The organism is Streptomyces coacervatus (assembly GCF_029223485.1).
In the GTDB taxonomy this organism is placed as follows: Bacteria; Actinomycetota; Actinomycetes; order Streptomycetales; family Streptomycetaceae; genus Streptomyces; species Streptomyces coacervatus.
This window is the reverse complement of record NZ_JARHTP010000009.1, coordinates 322,853-344,876: the sequence shown is the minus strand read 5'-3', so window position 1 is coordinate 344,876 and position 22,024 is coordinate 322,853. Positions and strand designations below refer to the sequence as shown.

Below are 22,024 nucleotides of genomic sequence, written 5' to 3'. Positions count from 1 at the left end.
GCCTGTGAACAAACCCCCGTCGTCCGCCCGAAGGGCGGGCGCTGCGGCGGCATGGGGGTCCCCCGCGCGAGTCGGTTCGAGCGTGGGGGAGCGTGCGATCGCAAGGCGCCGGAGCGCCCTCGTGGCGGAGCCACGTGGGCGTTTCGGCAACGCCGCGAGCGTGCGTGCCGGGCGTCGCAGCGCAGGCGGGGGTTTGTTCACAGGCTCCTACTTCTTGAGGCCCCACTCGGCGGTGTTGTACGGCGGCCCCACGTTCGTGGAGTTGTTCCGCATGTTCACGAACCGCGTCTGGACCGCGAGGAACGTCGGCTTCTGGTACAGCGGCAGGACGTAGGCGGCATCCACCATGATCTTGTCCGACTGGTTGAGCAGGGCGCCGGCCTTCGACTGGTCGGTCGTGCCGACCGCCTCGGCGATCAGCGAGTCGACCTTCTTGTCGCTGTAGCCGCCGAAGTTGCCGCCGCCTCCGGTGACCCAGTTCTGCTGGGCGTTGGCGGTCGGGAACGGCGAGGCGACCCAGGCGAAGACGATGATGTCGTACTGGTGTCCGGCCAGCACCGTGCCGAGGTCGGCGGCGCCGATCGGCTTGATGGTGACCTTGATGCCGAGGTTGGCGAGGTCGCTCTGCAGGATCTGGCACTCGCTCTGCCGGATCTGGTTGCCGGTGGTGTACCGGCAGTTGAAGGGTCCGACGGCCTTGCCGTCCGGCGCCTTCAGCGCGCTGCCGACCCCGGTGAACTTGGCGTCGGTGAGGTATTTCTTGGCCTTGGTGAGATCGCCCGATCCCTGGCCGGTGGCGGTCACCAGGTCCTGGTAACCGGCCTGTCCGGGAACGTAGTTGTGGCTGCCGAGCTGCTTCACCGAGGGATCGAACTGGGCGACGGTCTTGGACATGATGTCCTTGATGCTGATCGCCGTGAACATCGCCTGGCGCAGCGCCGTGTACTTGCCGAGTACCGGGTTGTGCAGGTTGAGGTCGAAGTGCTCCCACTGCAGCCCGTTGCCGATGTTGTAGGTGACGTTCGGGATGGACTTCACCTGGTTGACCAGGTCCACCTCGGGCTGCGGATAGATCGCCTGCACCTCGTTGTTGCGCAGGGCGATGGGCTCCTGGGTGGCGTCCGAGATCACCTTGAAGATCAGCCGCTGCAGGGACGGCTTGGCCGCGCCCCACCACTTGGGGTCGGGCTCGTAGGTGGCGTGGTCGTTGTCCACCCACTGCGTCATCTTGTACGGGCCCGCCGTCGGGTACTTGGTGGGCGGGTTCTTCTGGAAGTACTGCCAGCCCTGGGTCATCTGGGCAGCCGTCATGTGCGAGGCGTCGCCGGACTTGGCGCCGGAGAGCTTCTCGGCGATGTGCGCGGGATACAGCGGATAGCCGGCGCCGAACAGCTGCTTCCAGTCGGAGAAGGGCTTGGCCATCACGACGGTGACCGTCTTGCCGCCGTCGGAGCCGGTGACCGATTTGATGCGGTCGTATCCGGCCGTGCTCTGCGGCAGACAGCCCTTGGTCTGCGTGCTGTCGCTCGCGGGCGGCGGCGGGCAGTCCTTGCCGTTGTTGGTGCGCCAGTAGTAGACGAAGTCGTCGGCGGTGATGGCGGTGCCGTCGTTCCAGGACGCCTTGGGGTTGATCTTGTAGACGAGGGTCTGCGGGCTGTCGCTGGTCTGGGTCGCCGAGGTCACCAGGTCCTTGTTGACGGCGACGGTGAAGTCCGGCAACGGGACGAAGACCTGGGGCAGGACGACCTCCAGCGCCTCGCCGTTCTCGAAGGTGTTTCCGTTGGTGTCCTGCACGTTCCACTGCTGGATGTTCTTCTCCAGCACATAGGTGAACGTTCCGCCGGACTTGGTGGCGGCGGAGTTGCAGGTGTTGGCCTTGCCCTGGGTGTTGCAGGACGAAAGCCCCGCCGAGCCGCCCTTGTTGGAGCTGCCGCCCCCGCCGCTGCTGCTGCAGGCGGCAAGGGCCAGCACGAGCCCGGCGGCAAGAGCAAGTCCCCTTGTGAGGGCCGATGGTTGCGCGCGCATGTCCCTCCTCCGGCCGACGGAGGCTCCGCGGCCTTGTCGAGGCGGCCGAGCGGCCGCGAGAGAGCTGAGCTGCGCACTGACGGTAGAACTCGCGTGTACCTTTTTCAGATTCCTGTTCATACCGGGACGGCGACAATTCACCCTCGCTTTGCCCCAGGAACCCCCTCCGCCGGGCAAAGTCGCCTGACAGTCACTCAGGAACCGCAGAAATCACACCAACCTCACGGGGATTCGGCCAAGGTCAGCCGACCGGGACACCCGCTTCCAGATACAGCGCCGCCCCGCGCTCGCGCGCCCGCAACGCCCAGCGCAAACGCTCGTAGCGCACCGGCGGCAGCAGGTCCGCGGCCTCCTCCTCGGTGACGAATCGCCAGCCGCGCAGCTCGGGCCCGGGCAGCAGGAGCTGCGCCGCCTCCGCCGAGCCGAGCCGGCCGCCGTCGAAGAGGAGGCGCAGACCGCCGTAGCCGGGGGGTGCGGGCGCCTCCCAGTCGACGACCAGAAGGCGGGGGACCTCGTCGAGGCGGATGCCGGTCTCCTCGGCGACCTCGCGCATGCCGGCGCGGGCGGGGGCCTCACCGGGTTCCACGACGCCGCCGGGGAACTCCCAGCCGGCCTTGTAGGTGGGGTCCACGAGGAGGAAACGGTCCTGCTCGTCGAAGAGGAGGACGCCTGCGGCGAGCGTCTCGGCGGTGGGCTCGGGGGTCTGCACTATGTCACATACCACTACCTCGCCACCGCTGACGGCCTCAGCGATACGGACCGCGCTCTCATACGCAGTGAGGGCCCCGGTGTCGACGGGATACGCGTCGGCGGTGAGCCAGGAGGCGAGGGCGGCACGGTACGGCTCGATGTGGTCGTACGACCACTGCCGTACCCGTATCTCGCCGTCCGGCAGGTCCGGCGGCACCTCCCGTCCGGCTATTCGCTCCCGCAGGATCGTTTCCGCCGGAGCAAGGAGGACATGCCGGACGGAGATGCGGCGCGCTGCGAGGCCGCCGAAGATCTCGTCGCGGTACTCCTGGCGCAGCAGGGTCATCGGAACCACCAGGGTTCCGCCCAGCTCGGCGAGCATCGCGGCCGCCGTGTCGATCACAAGACGTCGCCAGATCGGCAGGTCCTGGAAGTCGCCGACCTCGGCGAGGTGCTTGGGCGGCAGCAGATGCGTGAGCGCCGCGCCGATGACCTCGGGGTCGAAGAGCGTGCTGTTCGGGATCAGTTCGATCAGTTCCCGTGCGGTGGTGGTCTTCCCCGCACCGAACGCGCCGTTGATCCAGACGACGGTCACAGGTCCCCCTCTTCTGTTGGCCCCCTGAGGCTTGCCCGCTCCACCCTGCCACGGAAACCAGCCGCAGCTGAGGGCGCACAAGAGGAAGCGCCGGTGCCCCCTCCGCAGGGGCACCGGCGCCGCGATCCGGCCTCGACCGCGTAGGCCGGGCTAGCCGAGGGCCTTGTCCGGACCGGCGAGGCCGTCGGTGGTCCCGTCGGTGATCGTGCCGGCGGTGTCCTCGACGCTCAGGTCGCCGAGCGTCTGGTGATCACCGACCACCTGGTGGTCGCCGTGTTGCGAGGGGCTGATGGCCGCGACGACGAACCCGGTGGCGAGGGAGGCGATGGCGAGCATGCTGCGTTTCTTCATGCCCGGTTCAACTGAGAAACCGCGCGCGGGTCACGCCCTCGTCGGTCACGCACCTGGCGCACGAGGTCGGCGGCCGCCTCCGGCCATTGGGCGTGCTCGAAGGCGAACCCCGCGTCGAGCAGGCGGCCGGGGACGACCCGGCGGCTCTTCAGCAGAAGTTCGGTGTCCGAGCGCAGGGCGAAGGCGCCGAGCTCCGCCATCCAGCGCGTGGCGGGCAGGCCGACCGGCATCCCCCACGCGGTGCGCAGGGCGCGCATGAAGTCGCGGTGCGTCAGCGGCCCGGGAGCGGCGAGGTTCACCGGCCCGTCGAGGTCCTCCCGGTCGACGAGGAACTCCATCGCGCGGATGAAGTCGCGCTCATGGATCCACGACACGTACTGCGCACCGCCCGCGACCGGGCCGCCGAGGCCGAGCCGCGCCAGCCGCAGCAGGACGTCGAGGACTCCGCCGCGATCGGGGCTCATCACCATGGCGGAGCGCAGGGCGACCTTGCGGGTGCGCGGCGTGTCGGCGTCCTCCTGTGCCCGCTCCCAGTTCTTGGCGATCTCCACGCTGTAGGCCCAGTAGCCCGGGACGCCGGGCTCGCTGCCGCCGATCACACCGGTCGCCTCGTCGTTGGGCGCGTCGAAGCGGTGGGCGTACACCGTGGCCGTACTCATCTGGAGCCACACACGGGGCGGCTGCGCGGCGGCCGCGATCTCCTCGGCCCAGGGACCCAGGTGCTCGCTGTCCCAGCGGACCTCGCCCTCGCGCACCGGCCGCCGGGTGAGGATCACGTCGTCGTGACCGGCGGCCGTCAGCGCGCGCCTCAGGACCGTGCCGACCCCCCTACCCCTTCGTCGACCCCAGCGTCAGCCCCGCGATGAAGTGCCGCTGCAGCAGCAGGAACACCAGGATGGTCGGGAGGGCGACCAGCACGGAGCCCGCGGCCAGCAGGTTGTAGTCGGTGAAGAACTGCCCGCGCAGGTTGTTCAGCGACGACGTGATCGGCAGCTTGTCGGGGTTCGAGATGAAGATCAGGGCCCAGAGGAAGTCGTTGTAGATCCAGGTGAATTCGAGGGTGGCCAGGGCCGCCAGGGCGGGGCGGCACAGCGGCAGGGTGATGCGCCAGAACTGGATCCACACGCCCGCGCCGTCGACGATCGCCGCCTCCAGGATCTCCTGGGGCAGAGTGCGCATGAAATTGGCCAGCACGAAGACGCAGAAGCCCATCTGGAAGCCGATGTTGACGATGATCACGGCCCAGTAGGAGTCGTACATGGTCAGCGAGTCGGACATCCACCACGGGAGCGGGATCTTGTTGAACAGGACGTACAGGGGCGTCACGATCACCTGCTGCGGGAGCAGGTTGCCCGCCGTGAAGAACATCAACAGGATGATTCCGCCGCGCAGTTTCAACCGAGAGACCGCGAAGGCGACGAACGACGCCAGAAACAGCGTCACGATGACGGCGGGCACCGCGATCAGCAGCGTGTTGGTGAAGTACTTGCCCATGCCGGACTCGGTGTAGGCCCGGCGGTAGTAGTCGAGGGACAGGCGCTTCGGCCAGGAGAGGTAGCCGTGCTGCGCGGTTTCCTCGTACGGCCGCAGGCTGGCGTAGACGGCGAGCAGCAGCGGCGCGATGAACGCCAGCGAGACCGCCGTGAGGAAGATGTGCACGCCCCAACGTCCGCGCCGGGGGCGGGACTTCGGGCTGCGGGCGGGTGCCGCGGCCCGGCGGCGGGGCACGGTCGACGCGGTGGTGCGGATGTCTGCCGTCATCGGTCGCGCGCACCTCGCAGCTCTTGGACCAGGAACGTCACGATGAATCCGAGGGACACGACAAGCAGGACGACCGCGATGGCCGAGCCGAAGCCGATCCGGCTGGCCTCGCCGATGATGTTGTCGGTGATGAGGACGGAGAGGAGTTCCAGGCCGTTGCGGCCCTTGTTGACGGCGTAGACGATGTCGAAGGCACGCAGGGCCTCGATGACGGTGATGACACCGACGATGACATTCACCGGGCGCATGGTCGGGAAGACCACACGGAAGAAGGTCTGGCGTTCGTTCGCGCCGTCGATCGCCGCCGCCTCCTTCAATTGCGGGTCGACGGACTTCAGCCCGGCCAGGTAGAGGATCATCACGTACCCGACGTGCCGCCAGCTCGCCGCGATCATCATCATCCAGATGTTCAGGTGGGAGTTGCCCAGCCAGTCGATGGGGTCGTCGTGGTTGTTGAGGATCGTGTTGACCACGCCCTGGTCGGTGCCGAGTATCAGCTGGGCCATGAAGCCGACGATGGCGAGCGAGAGCACGACCGGCATATAGAGGACGGACTGGTAGAAGCGGCTGAAGCGGACACCCCGGTCGATGAGGACGGCCAGGAAGAGGCCGAAGGGTGTGGCGATCAGGCCGAGGAACAGCAGCCACATGACGTTGTGACGGACGGCCGGCCAGAACGGCGGGTAGTTGTCGGCGAGGTTCTTGTAGTTGTCCAGGCCGACCCAGTGGATGTCGCCGATGCCGTCCCAGGCGGTGAAGGACAGGCCGATCGACGCGAGCGTCGGGCCCCAGACGATGGCGATGTCGAGCAGGACCGGAATGCCGAGCAGCAGGCCGAGGACGGCGACGTCTCGGCGGGTGAACCGCCTCAGGCGTCGCCGTCGTCCGGCGCGTCGCGGGAAGGTGAGCGCCACGGAACAACTCCCCCAGTGATCAGCCGACGGGCTGCGAGAAGATGGTCTTCTTCTGCCGTTCGATGCTGTTGCACAGCCCGTCGACGTCCTTCGGGTTGCCGATGAAGTCCTGGATGGACTGGATCATCACGGTCGAGGCGAAGTCGGGCCGGGTGTCGCGGTCCAGGAACTGCGAGATCTGCTTGGCGCCCGAGACGAGCTGCGCGGACTTCTTCTGCAGGGCGCTGTACTTGGAGGTGTCGGCGCCGGAGTTGACCGCCACGTTGTTGGGGTCGTACTTGAGGTAGACGTCCTCGGCCTCGGGCTTGCCGAGCCATTTCAGCAGGTCTTTGGCGCCGGTGAGGTTCTTGGACTTCTTGGCGATGAGGAATCCGTCGATGGGCGCCTCGACGGCGTCCTGGCCCCATTGCGGGTCGATCTCGGGGAAGGCGAAGAAGTCGATGTCGTCGCGTTCATTCGCCGGGAACTGGGTGCCGGGGTGCGGCATACCGAACACGGCCATGCCGGTCTTGCGCTGCTGCAGACTCTGACCGGCCTCCTCCCAGGTGCGGCCCAGAGCGCCCTTCTGGTAGTACGGCATGAGTTCGCGCCAGGTGTCGAACACGTTCTTCACCTTGGTGTCGGTCCACGACTCCTCGCCCGCCATCAGGGACTTGTGGAAGTCATATCCGTTCAGCCGCAGATTGATGTAGTCGAACGTGCCCATCGCGGGCCAGCCGTCCTTGTCGCAGAACGCGACCGGATTGCCGTCCTTCTGCATCTGCTTGGCGAGCGCGATGAAATCGTCCCACTTGGCCGGCTGTTGATACCCCTTCTGCTGGAAGAGGCTCTTACGGTGGAACACCGCCCACGGATAGTAGTAGTACGGCACGAAGTACTGCTTGCCGGCGTGCGTGGACTGCGCCTTCAAGGCCTCCGAGAAACCGGAGAAGGTCTTCCAGACGTCACTTACATCAGTCAGCAGACCCTTCTCCGCGAAGTACTGCATGCGGTACCCCGCAAACCACATGAAGACGTCGTCGGGGGTGCCCTGCAGATAGCGGTTGATGTTCTCCTGAAAGTCGTTGTGGTCCTTGGTGTTGACCTTCACCTTCTTTCCGGTCTTCTTCTGGTACGCCTGGAACGCGGCCGCGTACGCCGTCTTCGGTACGGGGTCCGAGGCGTTGGAGCCGACCGTGACTTCCTTCTTGTTGCCGCCGGGTCCTTCGCCGCACCCGGACAGCAGGGCGGGCAGCGTGACGACACCGGCGCCGAGGGCCGCACCACGTAAGAGATTTCGCCGGGACATCCGATGACCTGCCCCAGCCTTGGGCTGGACCAACCGGTTGAACGATGACTGTGCCATGTGCCCCTCCCAGGGGTGCCACCCAACACAACCGAACGCGTGGCTTGGATCTCACCTCCCTGTGGCCTTGACGTCAAGGGTTCTGACGGGATATCGAACAACCGTTACCTCTTCTCTTCCAACACAGTCCGACACGTCTTACCGTAAACGCGCACCGATGACGGGGACATGACGTCATCCCACCTTTCGCGTGTTCGGAGGAACGTAACGATGCGTCACCTTCACACCCGCACAACCCGTCGAAGAGTGGTCGGAGCGCTCACCGCAGGACTCCTGTGCGCGGCGGGACTTGCCACGCCGGCCGTGGCGGCACCCGCCGCCGAGCCCGCCGCGCCCACTTTGGCCGACGGCCTCGCCCTCACCCCTCCGATGGGCTTCAACAACTGGAACTCCACGCACTGCCGTGCCGAGTTCAACGAGTCCATGGTCAAGGGAATCGCTGACATCTTCGTCGAGAAAGGCCTCAAGGACGCCGGATACCAGTACGTCAACCTCGACGACTGCTGGGCTCTGCCGACGCGGGACGCGGACGGCAGACTCGTACCGGATCCCGTCCGCTTCCCAGGCGGGATCAAGGCGGTCGCCGACTATGTGCACGCCAAGGGACTCAAGCTCGGCATCTACACCAGCGCGGGCACGAAGACCTGCAACAGTGCCGGATTCCCGGGCGCGCTCGGTCACGAGTACAGCGACGCCCGGCAGTTCGCGGACTGGGGCGTGGACTATGTCAAGTACGACAACTGCAATAACCAAGGTGTGGACGCCAAGTTGCGTTACACGACCATGCGCGACGCCCTGAAGGCGACCGGTCGGCCGATCGTCTACAGCATCTGCGAATGGGGCGAGAACAAACCCTGGGAATGGGCAGCTGATGTGGGCCACTTGTGGCGCACGACCGGTGACATCAGCGACAACTGGGGCTCGATGCTGGGGATTCTCAAAAAGAACCTCCCGCTCGCGCCGTACGCAGGCCCCGGGCACTGGAACGACCCGGACATGCTGGAGGTCGGCAACGGCGGGATGACCGACACCGAGTACCGCTCCCACTTCTCGATGTGGTCCGTCATGGCCGCCCCACTCCTCATCGGCTCCGACCTGCGCAAGGCGTCCCAGGCGACCTTCGACATCCTCGACAACAAGGAGGTCGTCGCCGTCGACCAGGACCCGCTGGGCAAGCAAGGCACCGTCGTCTCCTCCGAAGGCGGGCGCTGGGTCGTCGCCAAGGAGATGCAGGACGGCAGCCGCGCGGTGGCCCTCTTCAACGAGTCCGGCACCGCCCAGCACATCGCCACGACCGCCCAGGCCGTGGGGCTGCCCCATGCGCCCGCCTACACCCTGCGCGATCTGTGGCAGCACCAGAGCTACAACACCGCGGGCGCCATCTCGGCGACCGTCCCCGCCCACGGAACGGTTCTCATACGAGTCTCCGCCGACCCCAAGTGGGCCGTGCACCCACCCGCCGTCGAACTCGGCCTGGACGGCAGCCCGTTGGTCGAGGCGGGCAAGCCGGCCGCGCCGGCATCCACCGTCACCGACCTGGGTCGTACACCCGCCGAGCACGTCTCCGTATCCCTGACCGGGCCCCAGGGATGGGCGCTCAAGGCGACCTCACGGACCACGGCCTCCTCGCTGCCGACGGGCCGCTCCCTGCGCACCATGTGGTCGCTCACCGCACCGGCGGGGACGCCGACAGGGTCGTACGCCCTGACGCTCAAGGCGAGTTACCGCTCGCCGGCCGGTGTGCGCGTCGACAGCGCGGTGCCGCTGACAGTGTCCGTGGTCGTGCCACCGCCCTCGGGGACGTCCGGACTCGGCGACCTGCCATGGCTGTCGGCCACCAATGGCTACGGTCCGGTCGAGCGCAACACCAGCAACGGGGAGAGCGCCGCGGGCGACGGTCACCCCATCACGATCGGCGGGGTGGTGTACGGCAAGGGGCTCGGCGTCCACGCGGAGAGCGCCGTCGAGTACTACACCGGGAAGGCGTGCAGGACAGTCACCGCGGACGTGGGCGTGGACGACGAGAAGGGCGCGAACGGGACCGTCGCCTTCGAGATCTGGGCCGACGGCACCGAGGTCGCCTCGACCGGGGTCCTCACCAACGCGATGCCCGCCCAGCCGCTCACCGCCGACGTCACCGGCGCCCAGGTGATCCGCCTGGTCGTCACCGACGGCGGCGACGGCATCGACTCGGACCACGCGGACTGGGCGAACGCCGAGTTGACCTGCTGAGCCCGCTCCGGTGGGCCCAGCAGCACGCGTGAACGTTCCTGCTGGGGACGCCCCCTCAGACCGCGGCCGTGTCCGCCCGCTTGGCGAGCGCGGCCGCGGCCGCCCCGACCAGTCCGGCATCCGTGCCCATCTGGGCCGGGGTGATCTCCAGGCGCTGCACGAAGGACAGGGTCGCGTAGTCGCCGAGGGCCTTGCGCAGCGGCGTGAACAGCACCTCGCCCGCCTTGCCCACTCCCCCGCCGATCACCGCGATGTCGATCTCGACGAGCGTGGCGGTGGCCGCGATACCGGCGGCCAGCGCCTGCGCGGCGCGCTCGAAGGAGTCCACGGCGACCGGGTCGCCGGCCTGGGCGGCGGCCGCCACCGCCGCTGCGGAGGTGTCGCCGTCGGGGCCGGGCTGCCAGCCGTTGTCCAGGGCGCGGCGGGCGATGTTGGGGCCGCTGGCGATGCGCTCCACGCAGCCGCGCGAGCCGCAAGGGCACGGGTCGCCGTCGAGGTCGACGCTGATGTGGCCGATGTGGCCCGCGTTGCCGGTGGGACCGGGGTGCAGCTGCCCGTTCAGGACCAGGCCGCCGCCGACGCCCGTGGAGACCACCATGCACAGCGCGTTGTCATGACCGCGGGCGGCGCCCTGCCAGTGCTCGGCCGCCGTGATCGCCACGCCGTCGCCGATCAGCTCGACGGGCAGACCGCCGGCCGCGTCCTGGACCTGCCGTACGAGCGGGTAGTCGCGCCAGCCCGGCACGTTCACCGGGCTCACCGTGCCCGCGGAGGCGTCCACCGGGCCGGCGCTGCCGATGCCCAGGGCCGTGGCGCGCCCCCACAGGGGTGCGGCGGTCAGCTCGCCGAGGACCTCCGCCACGGCACCCATCACGATCTCGCCGTCCTGCTGGGCGGGCGTGGCACGCTGGGCGCGCACCAGGATCTGGCCGTAACCGTCCACCAGCGCCCCGGCGATCTTGGTGCCGCCGATGTCGAGCGCTGCCACGAGGTCGGTGTGCATCGGTGTCGGATCTCCCCGAAAACGATCGGATCCCCGCCGGCAAGGGGGGGTTTCCCTTGCAACTACGGAGATGAGCGGGCCGGTCTCGCGGTGGGGGCGCAGGCCGGAGATTGTGGTGGACAGTCTCTCGTGCATATGACAACGTTGTCCAGGCTCTATGCTCGACGCCACATCCTCATACAAACTCATGGTCCGACGCATCCCCGTGAACGAGATCCGTGGACGAGACAGGACAGGACAGCGCATCGTGCCCGAGACCGCTCGCCGAACAGCCCCCCTCTCCGGAACGCGTTACGGCAACCGTCCGACCATGAAGGACGTGGCGGCGCGCGCCGGAGTCGGCCTGAAGACCGTCTCCCGCGTGGTCAACGGCGAGCCCGGCGTCACCCCGGAGACGGAGCGCCGAGTCCAGGAGGCCATCGACGCGCTGGGCTTCCGCCGCAACGACAGCGCGCGCGTGCTGCGCAAGGGCCGCACCGCCAGCATCGGCCTGGTCCTGGAGGATCTCGCCGACCCGTTCTACGGCCCCCTCAGCCGCGCGGTCGAGGAAGTGGCCCGGGCACACGGCGCCCTGCTGATCAACGGCTCCAGCGCGGAGGACCCGGACCGCGAGCAGGAGCTGGCGCTGGCCCTGTGCGCGCGGCGGGTGGACGGCCTGGTGATCATCCCGGCCGGTGACGACCACCGCTATCTCGAGCCCGAGATCAGGGCGGGCGTCGCCACGGTGTTCGTCGACCGGCCGGCCGGCAAGATCGACGCCGACGTCGTCCTGTCCGACAGCTACGGCGGCGCCCGTGACGGCGTCGCCCACCTCATCGCCCACGGCCACCGCCGGATCGGCTTCATCGGCGACATGCCCCGCATCCACACGGCCGCCGAGCGACTGCGCGGCTACCGGGCCGCCATGGAGGACGCGGGCATCCCGGTCGAGGACTCCTGGATGTCCCTGGGTGTCACGGACCCGCAGCGGGTGCGCCGGGCCGCCGAGGAGATGCTCTCCGGCCCCGATCCGGTCACCGCGGTCTTCGCGGGCAACAACCGGGTGACGGTCACCGTGGTCCGCGTCCTCGCCGAGCAGCCCCGCCCGGTCGCCCTGGTCGGCTTCGACGACTTCGAGCTCGCCGATCTGCTGCAGCCGGGCGTCACCGTCGTCGCCCAGGACGCGGCAGCCCTCGGCCGCACGGCCGCCGACCGCCTTTTCCGCCAGCTGGACGGCACCCTGCTCACCCCGGAACGCATCGAGCTGCCGACGCGGCTGATCACCCGCGGCTCGGGCGAGCTGCCGCCGGCAGTCTGAGCTGCCGGTGGACGCCGCCGCGGACGACAGCCTCGAAGCGCTGGGCCTCGCCCTGGCCCCGCGTGACCACCCGCTGCTCTACCCGGGCGCCCGGCCTGCGCGGTCCGGGCTCCTCGACGGCGACCGGTTCCTGCTCCTGGACCGCCTGGTGCACGAGGACCGCGTCCCCGTCCTGGCGGTCGGCTCCAACGCCTGCCCGGGCCAACTGCGCCACAAAATGCACGAGTCCGGGATCACCTCGCCCATCCCGATGGTGCGCGCCCGGGTCACCGGCATCGACGTCGGCGTCTCCGCGCACATCAGCCGCCTCGGATACGTGTCCGCGTCACCGGTCGACGCGCCCGGCGCCGTACGGGAGTTGTTCGTGACCTGGCTGGACGCCGGGCAACTCGCGGTGATCGACGCGAGCGAGGGCGTGCCGCTGCGCCACGGCAACTACCGGCGCGCCTGGCTGCAGGCGCCGCAGGTCCGGATCGAGTTGGAGGACGGTACGCGGTTGCCCGGTGCGTACGTCTACGTCAATCGCCGCGGGGTTCTGCGAGACAGCTCGGGGGCGCCACGCAGGCAACTCGCTCAGCGGGCGCTGCTCACCGAACTCCTCGCCGGATCGGCCCGGTTGAGGGAGCTGTTCGGTGCCACACCCGAGGAGTTCTGCGCGCGGGCTCGTGCCGATGCGGGGCTGTGCGAGCGCGGTACTCGGGTGTTCGCCGAGGAGAAGCTGGTGACGGCTTCGGGGCTGGAGCGGTACGCGGCGGGTGTGTGAGCGTGACGGACGTGTGGGTGTGACGGGCGTACGGGCGTGACGGGCGTGTGCGTGTCAGCAGACCGGGAGTCCGGGGACCGGCTGGTCGTTGTCGCCGCCCTTGATGTAGACGTCGCTGATGTAGACGTTCGTGTTGCCGCTGTCGTCGTCCGTCTTCGCCCACCACACGTTGGTCCACTGGCCGTACGTCTCCCGGCGGCCCAGGTTCTGCTGGCAGTAGAAGTAGTTGGTGCCCGCGTTCATGACGCCGACCTCGGTGCCGGAGGCGGTGTAGGACTTGGCGGTGCGCCAGACCGTGCAGTCGTACTTGCCGCCGCCTATGGAGGTGCAGGCCGGTGCCGGGGTGGTCTCGCCTCCTCCGCCGCCCGTCGTACCGCCGCTGCCGCCCCCGGTGGTACCGCCTGAGGACGTGCCGCCCGTGGTACCGCCCCCGGTGGTGCCGCCACCCGAGGAATTCGCCGTGGACGAGGACGAGGCGCGACTCGTGGGCATGGCCCCGCCCTTCTCGCCGGCGGACTGCGTCGGCGTCGGGGACTTCTTGTCACCCTTATCCGTCTTGTCCGTCGGCTTGGGGTCGTCCGAGTGATCGGCGTCGGTGCGGTCGGAGACGGACGCGGACGCCTGGGCGTCCGCACGGGACGAGGTGGGGCGCGTGTTCGCTTCCGTATGCCCCGAGTTGACCAGGGCGACGGTGCCCCCGGCCGCCGCGAGGACGACGGTGACGGCCGCGGCGGCGAGCAGGGCGCGGCCCTTGCGGCGTGGGGAGGCCGAGGGGGACATGGGCCCGGTCGGGGCTGTCGCCAGGTCCGGTGCCGGGTCTTGCGGCGCGGGTGGGCCGAAGCCCGGCGTCGCGTGTGCGGCGTACGGCGCGGGGCCGGAGCCGGGCGCCGCCTGGTCGTGTCGGCCGGCCGAGTCGACGCCGGGCGCCGCCGGCCCGCGCTGCTCAGTGGGACCCGACCCCTGCGCCGCTGGTGCCGTCCCGTGCGCGCCGGGCGTCGTCGCTCCCGGCATGACGAACCCCGGAGGCAGCGACGGGCCGCTCGGCGCCGTCTCCGCTCTCGGCGCCGTGTCACCGCGCAGGGTCGTCGTCGGTGTGTCCGTGCCGCCCGCGTCCGCCACCGCCTGGAGCAGCACGCGCGCCTGCTCGGCGTCCGGGCGGGTGTCGGGCCGCTTGTCCAGCAGCTGTTGGAGGACGGGGGCGAGCGGACCCGCGCGCTCCGGCTCCGGGAGGGGCTCGGTGACGATCGCGGTGAGCGTGGAGTACGTCGAGGTGCGGTGGAAGGGCGAGGAGCCCTCGACGGCCGCGTACAGCGTGGCTCCCAGGGCCCAGACGTCGGAGGCCGGGCCGGCGTCGGCGCCCTGCGCCCGCTCCGGCGCCAGGTAGTCCAGGGAGCCGACGAGCGCACCGCTGCGGGTCAGATGGGTGGCCGCGCCGTCGCCCGGGTCCTCCATGGCCGCGATGCCGAAGTCCGTGAGGACGACGCGGCCGGACCGCTCGAGCAGGATGTTGCCGGGCTTCACATCACGGTGCAGGACGCCGGCTCTGTGGGCGGCTGCCAGCGCGTCCATCACCTTGGCACCGATACCGGCGGCCTCGACCGGGTCGAGGGAGCCGCGCTCGCGCAACACCTGCTCCAGGGACGGCCCGTCGACCAGTTCCATGACGATCAGAGGGCGGCCGTCGACCTCCGCCACGTCGTGCACGGCCACGACTGCGGGATGGCGCACGCGGGCCGCCGCGCGGGCCTCGCGCTGCATCCGCAGCCGCAGATCGGCGAGTTCGGGCCCGCCGGCGTCGGTGTAGGTGCGCAGTTCCTTGACGGCGACCTCGCGGCCCAGCACCTCGTCGACGGCCCTCCAGACGACGCCCATGCCGCCGCGGCCGAGCTGTGCCACGACGCGATAGCGCCCTGCCAGCAGCCGCCCCGTCCCGTCAGCCTGGTTGTTCTCGTTGGAGGTCTCCCCCGAAGACACTGCCCGCCCCGTTCCTGTGACACGTCAATGCGTGCCGTACAGACTACGGGGCGGGGGTGACAACGCCAGCCGGTGGTGACTGCTGTGACGGGCCTGCTACTTGGCGGACGCGGTCAGGTCACCGCGCCGGGGCGCCGCGAAGCCCTCCAGATCGGCCCGCGTCAGACCGGTCGCCCGGGCGACCTCGGCGATGTCCAGCGCACCGCAGTCCAGGCCGCGCAGCAGATAGCCGCTGAGGGCCTTGGCGGTGGCGGGCTCGTCCATGACGTCGCCGCCGGCCCGGTTGGCGTAGCGGGCGAGGCGGGCGGCGGCCTGCTCGAAGCCCTCGCGGTAGAAGGCGAAGACGGCCGCGTAACGGGTGGGGATGTGGCCCGGGTGCATGTCCCAGCCCTGGTAGTAGGCGCGGGAGAGCGCCCGGCGGGTGAGGCCGTAGTGCAGGCGCCAGGCGTCGTGGACCTGTGCCGTCGGGCCCACGGGCAGGACGTTCGTCGAGCCGTCCGACACCCGGACCCCGGTTCCCGCCGCCGCGACCTGCATGATCGCCTTGGCGTGGTCGGCTGCCGGGTGGTCGCTGGCCTGGTAGGCGGCGGAGACGCCGAGGCAGGCGCTGTAGTCGAAGGTGCCGTAGTGCAGTCCGGTGGCGCGGCCCTCGGCGGCCTGGATCATCCGGGCGACGGTGGCGGTGCCGTCGGTGGCGAGGATGGACTGGCTGGTCTCGATCTGGATCTCGAAGCCGATCCGGCCGGGCTCCAGCCCGCGCGCCTTCTCGAAGGCCTCAAGGAGCCGCACCATGGCGGTGACCTGCTCGGCGTACGTCACCTTGGGCAGCGTCAGCACCAGTCCGTCGGGCAGACCGCCGGCCTCCATCAGGCCGCTGAGGAAGATGTCGAGGGTGCGGATACCCCGGTCGCGTACCGGTGCCTCCATGCACTTCATGCGGATGCCCATGTACGGGGCGGCCGTCCCCTTCGCGTACGCCTCCGCGATCAGCCGGGCCGCGCGGGCCGCCGTCTCGTCCTCCTCGGCGTCCGGGCGGGGGCCGTAGCCGTCCTCGAAGTCGACGCGCAGGTCCTCGATGGGCTCGCGCTCCAGCTTGGCGCGCACGCGCGCGTAGACGGGTTCGGCGAGCTCGTCGGACAGGCCGAGGACGGCGGCGAAGGAGGCGGCGTCCGGGGCGTGTTCGTCGAGGGCCGCAAGGGCCTGGTCGCCCCAGGAGCGGATGGTGCCGGCGGCGAAGACATCACCGGGCACGTACACGGTGTGGACGGGCTGGCGGGTGCCGGGGTCCCCGGGGTAGCGGCGCTCCAGTTCGGCGTCGACCGGGGCGAGGGAGGCGCTGATCTCCTCGCTGATCGCGCCTGCGAGGCTCGTCGCCACCTTCTCCTGCTGGCCCTGGCCCATCCCACACCCTCCTGTTTTCCGCTCTACGGAATCAACAATCCGTAGAATGAACTTATCTGCGGTCTTCCCCCTGGTCAACACCACCCCTCATCCTGACTCGCGAGGGGAGGGGAACACATGTCGAACGCCAAGAGAGTGACGCGCCGCGTGGGACTCAGGGTCGCGGTGGCCGGTGCACTGACCGTGCCGCTGTCGAGCATGGCGTCCGTGTCCGCCGCCAGGCCTCGGGGACACCTGGAGGTCATGACCTTCAACCTGCGCTACGCGAGCACCGCCGAGCCCAACAGCTGGGCCGACCGCCGCCCCGTGATGCGCTCCCTGTTACGCAGGGCCGCCCCCGACGTCATCGGCACCCAGGAGGGCCGCTACGAGCAGCTGCGCGACATCCAGTCCGACCTGGAGCACTACGAGTGGATCGGCACCGGTCGCAAGCGCGGAAGCCACGACGAGTCGATGGCGGTCTTCTACGACACCCGCCGGCTCGCCCCGGTCGAGTACGAGCACTTCTGGCTCTCGGACACCCCGGAGCTGATCGGCTCGAACACCTGGGGCGGCGAGTTCCCCCGGATGGTCACCTGGGTGCGCTTCCGTGAACTGCGGGGCGACGGGCCCGAGTTCTACGTCCTCAACACCCACCTCGACAACAGGAGCCAGTACGCGCGCGTGCGCGGCGCCTCGCTCATCGCCCAGCGGATCGGCGGCCTCGACCGCTCCCTGCCGGTCGTGGTGACCGGCGACTTCAATGCCGTGGCGCATGAGAACCCGGTCTACGGGACGGTGCTGGGCGCCGGCCTCGCCGACGCCTGGGACGCGGCCGCCGAGCGCGGTCCGCTGTACGGGACGTTCCACGGCTACAAGCCGCTCACGCGGGACGGTGACCGCATCGACTGGATCCTGGTCGGGTCCGGTGTCTCGGTGCGCCACGCGTCGGTCGACACCTTCTCCGCCAACGGGCAGTTCCCGAGCGACCATCTGCCGGTGCGGGCCTCGCTGGAGCTGGAATGAGCCGAGGCCCCCGCGACTGTTCGTGCAGTCGCGGGGGCCTCGGCCGGCCTTGGGGTGATCAGCCCTTGCGGGCGTTGATCTCCTCGGTGAGCTGCGGGACGACGTCGAAGAGGTCGCCGACCACGCCGTAGTCGACCAGGTCGAAGATCGGGGCCTCGGCGTCCTTGTTGACCGCCACGATGGTCTTCGAGGTCTGCATGCCGGCCCGGTGCTGGATGGCGCCGGAGATGCCGTTGGCGATGTACAGCTGCGGCGAGACGCTCTTGCCGGTCTGGCCGACCTGGTTGGTGTGCGGGTACCAACCCGCGTCCACCGCGGCCCGCGAGGCGCCGACGGCCGCGCCGAGGGAGTCGGCGAGGGCCTCGATGATCGGGAAGTTCTCGGCGCCGTTGACGCCGCGGCCGCCGGAGACCACGATCGCGGCCTCGGTCAGCTCCGGACGCCCGGTCGACTCCCGCGGGGTACGGGCGGTGACCTTGGTGCCGGTCGCCTTCTCGGAGAAGGCGACGGCGAGGGCCTCGACCGCGCCCGCGGCCGGGGCGGCCTCCACCGCGGCGGAGTTGGGCTTGACGGTGATGACCGGGGTGCCCTTGATGACCCGGGTCTTGGTGGTGAAGGAGGCGGCGAATACCGACTGGGTGGCCACCGGGCCCTCGTCGCCGGCCTCGAGGTCGACGGCGTCGGTGATGATGCCGGAGCCGATGCGCAGCGCCAGACGGGCGGCGATCTCCTTGCCCTCGGCGGAGGAGGGGACCAGCACGGCGGCCGGGGAGACGGCCTCGTAGGCGGCCTGCAGGGCGTCCACCTTGGGGACGACCAGGTAGTCGGCGTACTCGGCGGCCTCGTGGGTGAGGACCTTGACGGCGCCGTGCTCGGCCAGCGCGGCGGCGGTGCCTGCGGCGCCGTTGCCCAGCGCGACGGCGACCGGCTCGCCGATGCGGCGGGCCAGGGTCAGCAGCTCCAGGGTGGGCTTGCGGACGGCACCGTCCACGTGGTCGACGTAGACGAGAACTTCAGCCATGGGATTGCTCTCCTGCGGATTGCGAAGTCTGAGGGGCGGTAAGGGAGTTGAGCCGCGAAGGAACTGCGGGCCCTTGAAGGACCACGGGCCCTTAGATGAACTTCTGGCTCGCGAGGAACTCGGCGAGCTGCTTGCCGCCCTCGCCCTCGTCCTTGACGATCGTGCCCGCGGTCCGCGCCGGACGCTCGGCCGCCGTCTCGACCTTGGTGTACGCGCCGTCCAGACCGACCTCTTCGGCGTCGATCTCCAGGTCCGACAGGTCCCAGGAGGTCACCGGCTTCTTCTTGGCCGCCATGATGCCCTTGAAGGACGGGTAACGCGCCTCACCGGACTGGTCGGTGACCGATACGACGGCGGGCAGGGAGGCCTCCAGCTGCTCGCTCGCGGCGTCGCCGTCGCGGCGGCCCTTGACCGTGCCGTCCTCGACCGACACCTCGGACAGCAGGGTCACCTGCGGCACGCCCAGGCGCTCGGCGACCAGCGCGGGCACGATGCCGGCGGTGCCGTCGGTGGAGGCCATGCCGGAGACCACCAGGTCGAAGCCGGCCTTCTCAATCGCCTTGGCCAGCACCAGCGAGGTGCCGATCGCGTCGGTGCCGTGCAGGTCGTCGTCCTCCACGTGGATGGCCTTGTCCGCGCCCATGGACAGCGCCTTGCGCAGCGCGTCCTTGGCGTCCTCCGGGCCCACCGTGAGAACGGTGATCTCCACGTCGTCGTCGGAGTTCTCGGAGATCTGCAGCGCCTGCTCGACCGCGTACTCGTCGAGCTCGGAGAGCAGACCGTCCACGTCGTCCCGGTCGACGGTCAGGTCATCGGCGAAGTGCCGGTCGCCAGTGGCGTCGGGCACGTACTTCACAGTGACAACGATCCTCAAGCTCACGCCGGCTCTCCTACTGCAATCGTCATTTCGGTGCTGCCTACTTTCAGGCAGCATAGGCGCCTCAAGCGGCCGATCCCGATCGGGGCGACCCGCGCTCCGAGCGAAATATTACTCGTCAGTACACCCAGTTCATGCCCGCTAAGCAAGCGCTTTGAACTGTGACCTTTGCAACGCAGCGTAATCGGAACTCGACCGCTTCGCAGGGCGAGCCGGCCGGCGGTCAGTCGCGCAGGCCGTTGAACCGCCCCTGGTGGTAGAGGAGGGGACGACCGGGGCCCGTGGGGTCGCCGAGCACGACCTCGGCCAGCACGATGCGGTGCTCCCCGGCGGGGACGCGGCCGACGACCCGGCACACCAGCCAGGCCAGGACGTCATCGAGGACGGGAACGCCTTCCGGGCCCGTACGCCAAGCGGTGGGGGCACCGAAGCGGTCGGCGCCGCTCCTGGCGAACGTGGCGGCCAGCTCCTGCTGATGGTCGCCGAGTATGTGGACGCCGATGTGGTCCGTCTCGGATATCGCCGGCCAGCTGGAGGCTCCGGTGCTGATCCCGAAGGACAGCAGCGGGGGTTCGGCGGAGACGGAGGTGAGGGAGGTGGCGGTGAAGCCGACCGGGCCGGCGTCGCCTCGCGCGGTGATCACGGCGACTCCTGCCGCATGCCGCCGGAAGACGGAGCGCAGCAGGTCGGGAGAGGCGAGCTGAGGGGTACGGGTGCCGAGGTCGGGCGTGGCCGTCATGGAGTTGTCCTTCTGCGAAGAGGGGGCGAGCGGACCGTGACTGCTCAACAGCCCGGACAGCGCGCGCTCGCGGTGCGGGCGAGGTCGACGTGCACCCGCCCGTAGAGAAGGAGTTCCGTAGGCATACGGTCAGGCTGACGATAGGTGGTGCGCACAGTCAAGTACGTTCCGGCATATGGGAGATGCCTCACCGTCCGCATCACAGCCGTCAAACCGCCTCTCCCAGTGCGGCGATGACGTCGGCCTTGCGCGGCAGGCCGGTGGCGCGCCGTACGACCCGACCGTCGGCGTCCAGGACCAGCACGGTCGGGGTCTTGAGGATGTCGAGTTCGCGCACGAGGTCCAGGTGGTCCTCGGCATCGATCTCGACGTGGGTCACGCCCGGGACCATGCCGGCCACTTCACCGAGGACGCGTCGGGTGGCCCGGCAGGGTGCGCAGAAGGCGCTGGAGAACTGCACGAGCGTGGCGCGCTCACCGAGTTCCTCGCCCAACTCGGCCGCCCCGAGCCGCTTCCCGCCGTCGCGCCCACGCACGCGCACCCTCCCGTTTCGCTGCCGATGAAGCACTCCGTAGGCGCTTGCCGCCATGAGCACCACCACGCACACCACAAGTCCGGTCATCACCAGCTCAAGCATTCACGAGACTGCAAAGATTCCCGGCCCCCTGGATCTTTTCCCATGCGGAATGCTTGCTTCATGGACATCGATGTGAGGGGGCCCCGCTTCGGGGCAACCGTGACGACCGTCGTCCTGGCGGTCGTGCTGATCACCGGGAGCGCCTGGCTGCTGGCCTGGCAGACGCTGGCGTTCGCGCTGGGCGCGGCGGGCGGAGTGGGCCGTTCGCCGTACGGCTGGCTGTTCCGCAAGGCCGTACGCCCCAGGCTCGGGCCGCCGAGCGAGTTCGAGTCGCCGGAGCCGCCGCGGTTCGCCCAGGCGGTGGGACTGGTCTTCGCCGGTGTGGGGCTGGTCGGTTTCACGCTGGGGCCGAGCTGGCTGGGGCTCGCGGCAACCGCCGCCGCGCTCGCCGCCGCGTTCCTCAATGCCGCATTCGGGTACTGCCTGGGCTGCGAGATGTACCTGCTCGTACGGCGGGTGACGGTCCGTACGGAGTAAAGGCGGCCTAAAAGCCCGAGGTGGATCAATGGAGGGACGTGACGAGGATCTCGCCGTTCTGCGGCGCCAGGACTGGCCACCCGTTCGTTCTTGGGGCACGATCTGCGCAATGCCGTAAACCTACGGCTGCGTAACTTCCCGCCGGGAGAACCCATCCAGGCAGAGAGAAGGGTCCACCCCGTCCATGGCTGAGCTTGTCTACCGTCCCGTCGTCGGTCTCGCCCAAACGTTGTTCAAGGTCTGGGACCTCAAGATCGACCTCAAGGGATCGGAGAACATTCCGCGCTCGGGCGGCGCCGTGCTGGTGAGCAATCACATCAGCTATCTGGACTTCATCTTCGACGGCCTGGCCGCCCTGCCGCAGAAGCGCCTGGTGCGCTTCATGGCGAAGGAGTCGGTGTTCCGGCACAGGATCTCCGGCCCGCTGATGCGCGGCATGAAGCACATTCCGGTGGACCGCAAGCAGGGTGAGACGGCGTACCAGCATGCGCTGCAGTCGCTGCGGTCCGGCGAGATCGTCGGCGTCTTCCCGGAGGCGACCATCTCGCAGTCCTTCACCCTGAAGAGCTTCAAGTCGGGTGCCGCGCGGATGGCCCAGGAGGCCGGCGTCCCACTGATCCCGATGGCGCTGTGGGGCACTCAGCGGCTGTGGACCAAGGGCCACCCGAAGAACTTCAAGCGCAGCCACACGCCGATCACCATCAGGGTCGGTGAGCCGGTGGAGGCGCCCCAGGACCAGTACGCGGGCGCCATCACCCGGCGGCTGCGCGAGCGCGTCCAGGAGCTTCTGGAGGCGGCGCAGCGCGCCTATCCGGTACGGCCCAAGGGTCCGGACGACACCTGGTGGATGCCCGCCCATCTCGGCGGCACGGCACCGACCCCCGAAGAGGTGAAGGCGGCCGAGGCCCGCTGAATCG

General features: G+C 69.5%; 20 protein-coding genes. 6 read left to right on the top strand and 14 right to left on the bottom strand.

The window, feature by feature from the left end; translation table 11 throughout:
- Positions 1 to 207: 207 nt before the first annotated feature.
- The 7 genes from P2Q00_RS23935 to P2Q00_RS23905 all read right to left on the bottom strand — a co-directional run bounded on the left by P2Q00_RS23935 (position 208) and on the right by P2Q00_RS23905 (position 7,624).
- Positions 208 to 2,025, bottom strand: coding sequence for an ABC transporter family substrate-binding protein (locus tag P2Q00_RS23935; RefSeq protein ID WP_275774718.1), 1,818 nt, complete (start codon positions 2,023 to 2,025; stop codon positions 208 to 210).
- 241 nt (positions 2,026 to 2,266) lie between these two features.
- The gene (locus P2Q00_RS23930) at positions 2,267 to 3,310 is read right to left on the bottom strand and encodes an NUDIX hydrolase (RefSeq protein ID WP_275774717.1); all 1,044 of its coding nucleotides are present in this window, start codon (positions 3,308 to 3,310) and stop codon (positions 2,267 to 2,269) included.
- A gap of 150 nt (positions 3,311 to 3,460) precedes the next feature.
- Positions 3,461 to 3,661, bottom strand: a complete 201-nt coding sequence (locus P2Q00_RS23925) for a hypothetical protein (protein WP_275774716.1) — start codon at positions 3,659 to 3,661, stop codon at positions 3,461 to 3,463.
- The gene (locus tag P2Q00_RS23920) at positions 3,658 to 4,437 is read right to left on the bottom strand and encodes a DUF1731 domain-containing protein (RefSeq protein WP_275774715.1); all 780 of its coding nucleotides are present in this window, start codon (positions 4,435 to 4,437) and stop codon (positions 3,658 to 3,660) included. Before P2Q00_RS23920 ends, P2Q00_RS23925 begins: the two co-directional genes overlap by 4 nt.
- A 52-nt stretch (positions 4,438 to 4,489) precedes the next feature.
- A complete protein-coding gene (locus P2Q00_RS23915) occupies positions 4,490 to 5,422 on the bottom strand; it encodes a carbohydrate ABC transporter permease (RefSeq protein ID WP_275774714.1) in 933 nt (310 codons plus the stop codon).
- On the bottom strand, positions 5,419 to 6,336 hold the full coding sequence (locus tag P2Q00_RS23910) for a carbohydrate ABC transporter permease (protein WP_275774713.1): 918 nt from the start codon (positions 6,334 to 6,336) through the stop codon (positions 5,419 to 5,421). Before P2Q00_RS23910 ends, P2Q00_RS23915 begins: the two co-directional genes overlap by 4 nt.
- A 19-nt stretch (positions 6,337 to 6,355) precedes the next feature.
- The gene (locus P2Q00_RS23905) at positions 6,356 to 7,624 is read right to left on the bottom strand and encodes an ABC transporter substrate-binding protein (RefSeq protein WP_275774712.1); all 1,269 of its coding nucleotides are present in this window, start codon (positions 7,622 to 7,624) and stop codon (positions 6,356 to 6,358) included.
- A 267-nt stretch (positions 7,625 to 7,891) separates the two neighbouring features.
- On the opposite strand from P2Q00_RS23905, the gene P2Q00_RS23900 reads away from it, so the two are divergent.
- Complete coding sequence (locus P2Q00_RS23900) at positions 7,892 to 9,913, top strand: NPCBM/NEW2 domain-containing protein (protein WP_275774711.1); 2,022 nt, start codon at positions 7,892 to 7,894, stop codon at positions 9,911 to 9,913.
- Positions 9,914 to 9,968: 55 nt separating this feature from the next.
- On the opposite strand, the gene P2Q00_RS23895 is transcribed toward P2Q00_RS23900, so the two are convergent.
- Positions 9,969 to 10,916: an ROK family protein gene (locus P2Q00_RS23895; protein WP_275774709.1), complete on the bottom strand. Its 948-nt coding sequence runs from the start codon at positions 10,914 to 10,916 to the stop codon at positions 9,969 to 9,971.
- Positions 10,917 to 11,103: 187 nt separating this feature from the next.
- On the opposite strand from P2Q00_RS23895, the gene P2Q00_RS23890 reads away from it, so the two are divergent.
- A complete protein-coding gene (locus tag P2Q00_RS23890) occupies positions 11,104 to 12,213 on the top strand; it encodes a LacI family DNA-binding transcriptional regulator (RefSeq protein ID WP_275774708.1) in 1,110 nt (369 codons plus the stop codon).
- Between the two features lie 7 nt (positions 12,214 to 12,220).
- Positions 12,221 to 12,976, top strand: a complete 756-nt coding sequence (locus P2Q00_RS23885; protein WP_275774707.1) for a hypothetical protein — start codon at positions 12,221 to 12,223, stop codon at positions 12,974 to 12,976.
- Positions 12,977 to 13,030: 54 nt separating this feature from the next.
- Here the strand turns inward: P2Q00_RS23885 and P2Q00_RS23880 are convergent, their stop codons facing one another.
- Complete coding sequence (locus P2Q00_RS23880) at positions 13,031 to 14,950, bottom strand: serine/threonine-protein kinase (RefSeq protein WP_275774706.1); 1,920 nt, start codon at positions 14,948 to 14,950, stop codon at positions 13,031 to 13,033.
- Between the two features lie 96 nt (positions 14,951 to 15,046).
- The gene (locus P2Q00_RS23875; protein ID WP_275774705.1) at positions 15,047 to 16,351 is read right to left on the bottom strand and encodes a DUF6986 family protein; all 1,305 of its coding nucleotides are present in this window, start codon (positions 16,349 to 16,351) and stop codon (positions 15,047 to 15,049) included.
- 117 nt (positions 16,352 to 16,468) lie between these two features.
- Here P2Q00_RS23875 and P2Q00_RS23870 point away from each other — a divergent pair, with 117 nt between their 5' ends.
- Positions 16,469 to 17,356 carry an endonuclease/exonuclease/phosphatase family protein gene (locus tag P2Q00_RS23870; RefSeq protein WP_275774704.1) on the top strand — a complete coding sequence of 296 codons (888 nt, stop codon included), beginning with the start codon at positions 16,469 to 16,471 and terminating at the stop codon, positions 17,354 to 17,356.
- A gap of 58 nt (positions 17,357 to 17,414) precedes the next feature.
- Here P2Q00_RS23870 and P2Q00_RS23865 read toward each other — a convergent pair whose 3' ends face one another.
- From P2Q00_RS23865 to P2Q00_RS23850, 4 genes are all read right to left on the bottom strand, one after another.
- Positions 17,415 to 18,377, bottom strand: a complete 963-nt coding sequence (locus P2Q00_RS23865) for an electron transfer flavoprotein subunit alpha/FixB family protein (protein WP_275774703.1) — start codon at positions 18,375 to 18,377, stop codon at positions 17,415 to 17,417.
- A 91-nt stretch (positions 18,378 to 18,468) separates the two neighbouring features.
- Complete coding sequence (locus tag P2Q00_RS23860) at positions 18,469 to 19,257, bottom strand: electron transfer flavoprotein subunit beta/FixA family protein (protein WP_275774702.1); 789 nt, start codon at positions 19,255 to 19,257, stop codon at positions 18,469 to 18,471.
- Between the two features lie 220 nt (positions 19,258 to 19,477).
- Entirely contained in the window at positions 19,478 to 19,993 is a 516-nt protein-coding gene (locus P2Q00_RS23855) for a flavin reductase family protein (RefSeq protein ID WP_275774701.1), read from the bottom strand.
- A 208-nt stretch (positions 19,994 to 20,201) separates the two neighbouring features.
- Entirely contained in the window at positions 20,202 to 20,615 is a 414-nt protein-coding gene (locus P2Q00_RS23850) for a thioredoxin family protein (protein WP_275774821.1), read from the bottom strand.
- A gap of 75 nt (positions 20,616 to 20,690) precedes the next feature.
- Between P2Q00_RS23850 and P2Q00_RS23845 the strand changes: the two genes are divergently transcribed.
- Together P2Q00_RS23845 and P2Q00_RS23840 are read left to right on the top strand one after the other, a co-directional pair.
- Positions 20,691 to 21,107 (top strand): DUF4395 domain-containing protein, encoded by a 417-nt coding sequence (locus P2Q00_RS23845; RefSeq protein WP_275774700.1) that lies wholly within the window; start codon positions 20,691 to 20,693, stop codon positions 21,105 to 21,107.
- Positions 21,108 to 21,291: 184 nt separating this feature from the next.
- The gene (locus P2Q00_RS23840) at positions 21,292 to 22,020 is read left to right on the top strand and encodes a lysophospholipid acyltransferase family protein (RefSeq protein WP_275774699.1); all 729 of its coding nucleotides are present in this window, start codon (positions 21,292 to 21,294) and stop codon (positions 22,018 to 22,020) included.
- Positions 22,021 to 22,024 lie beyond the last annotated feature (4 nt).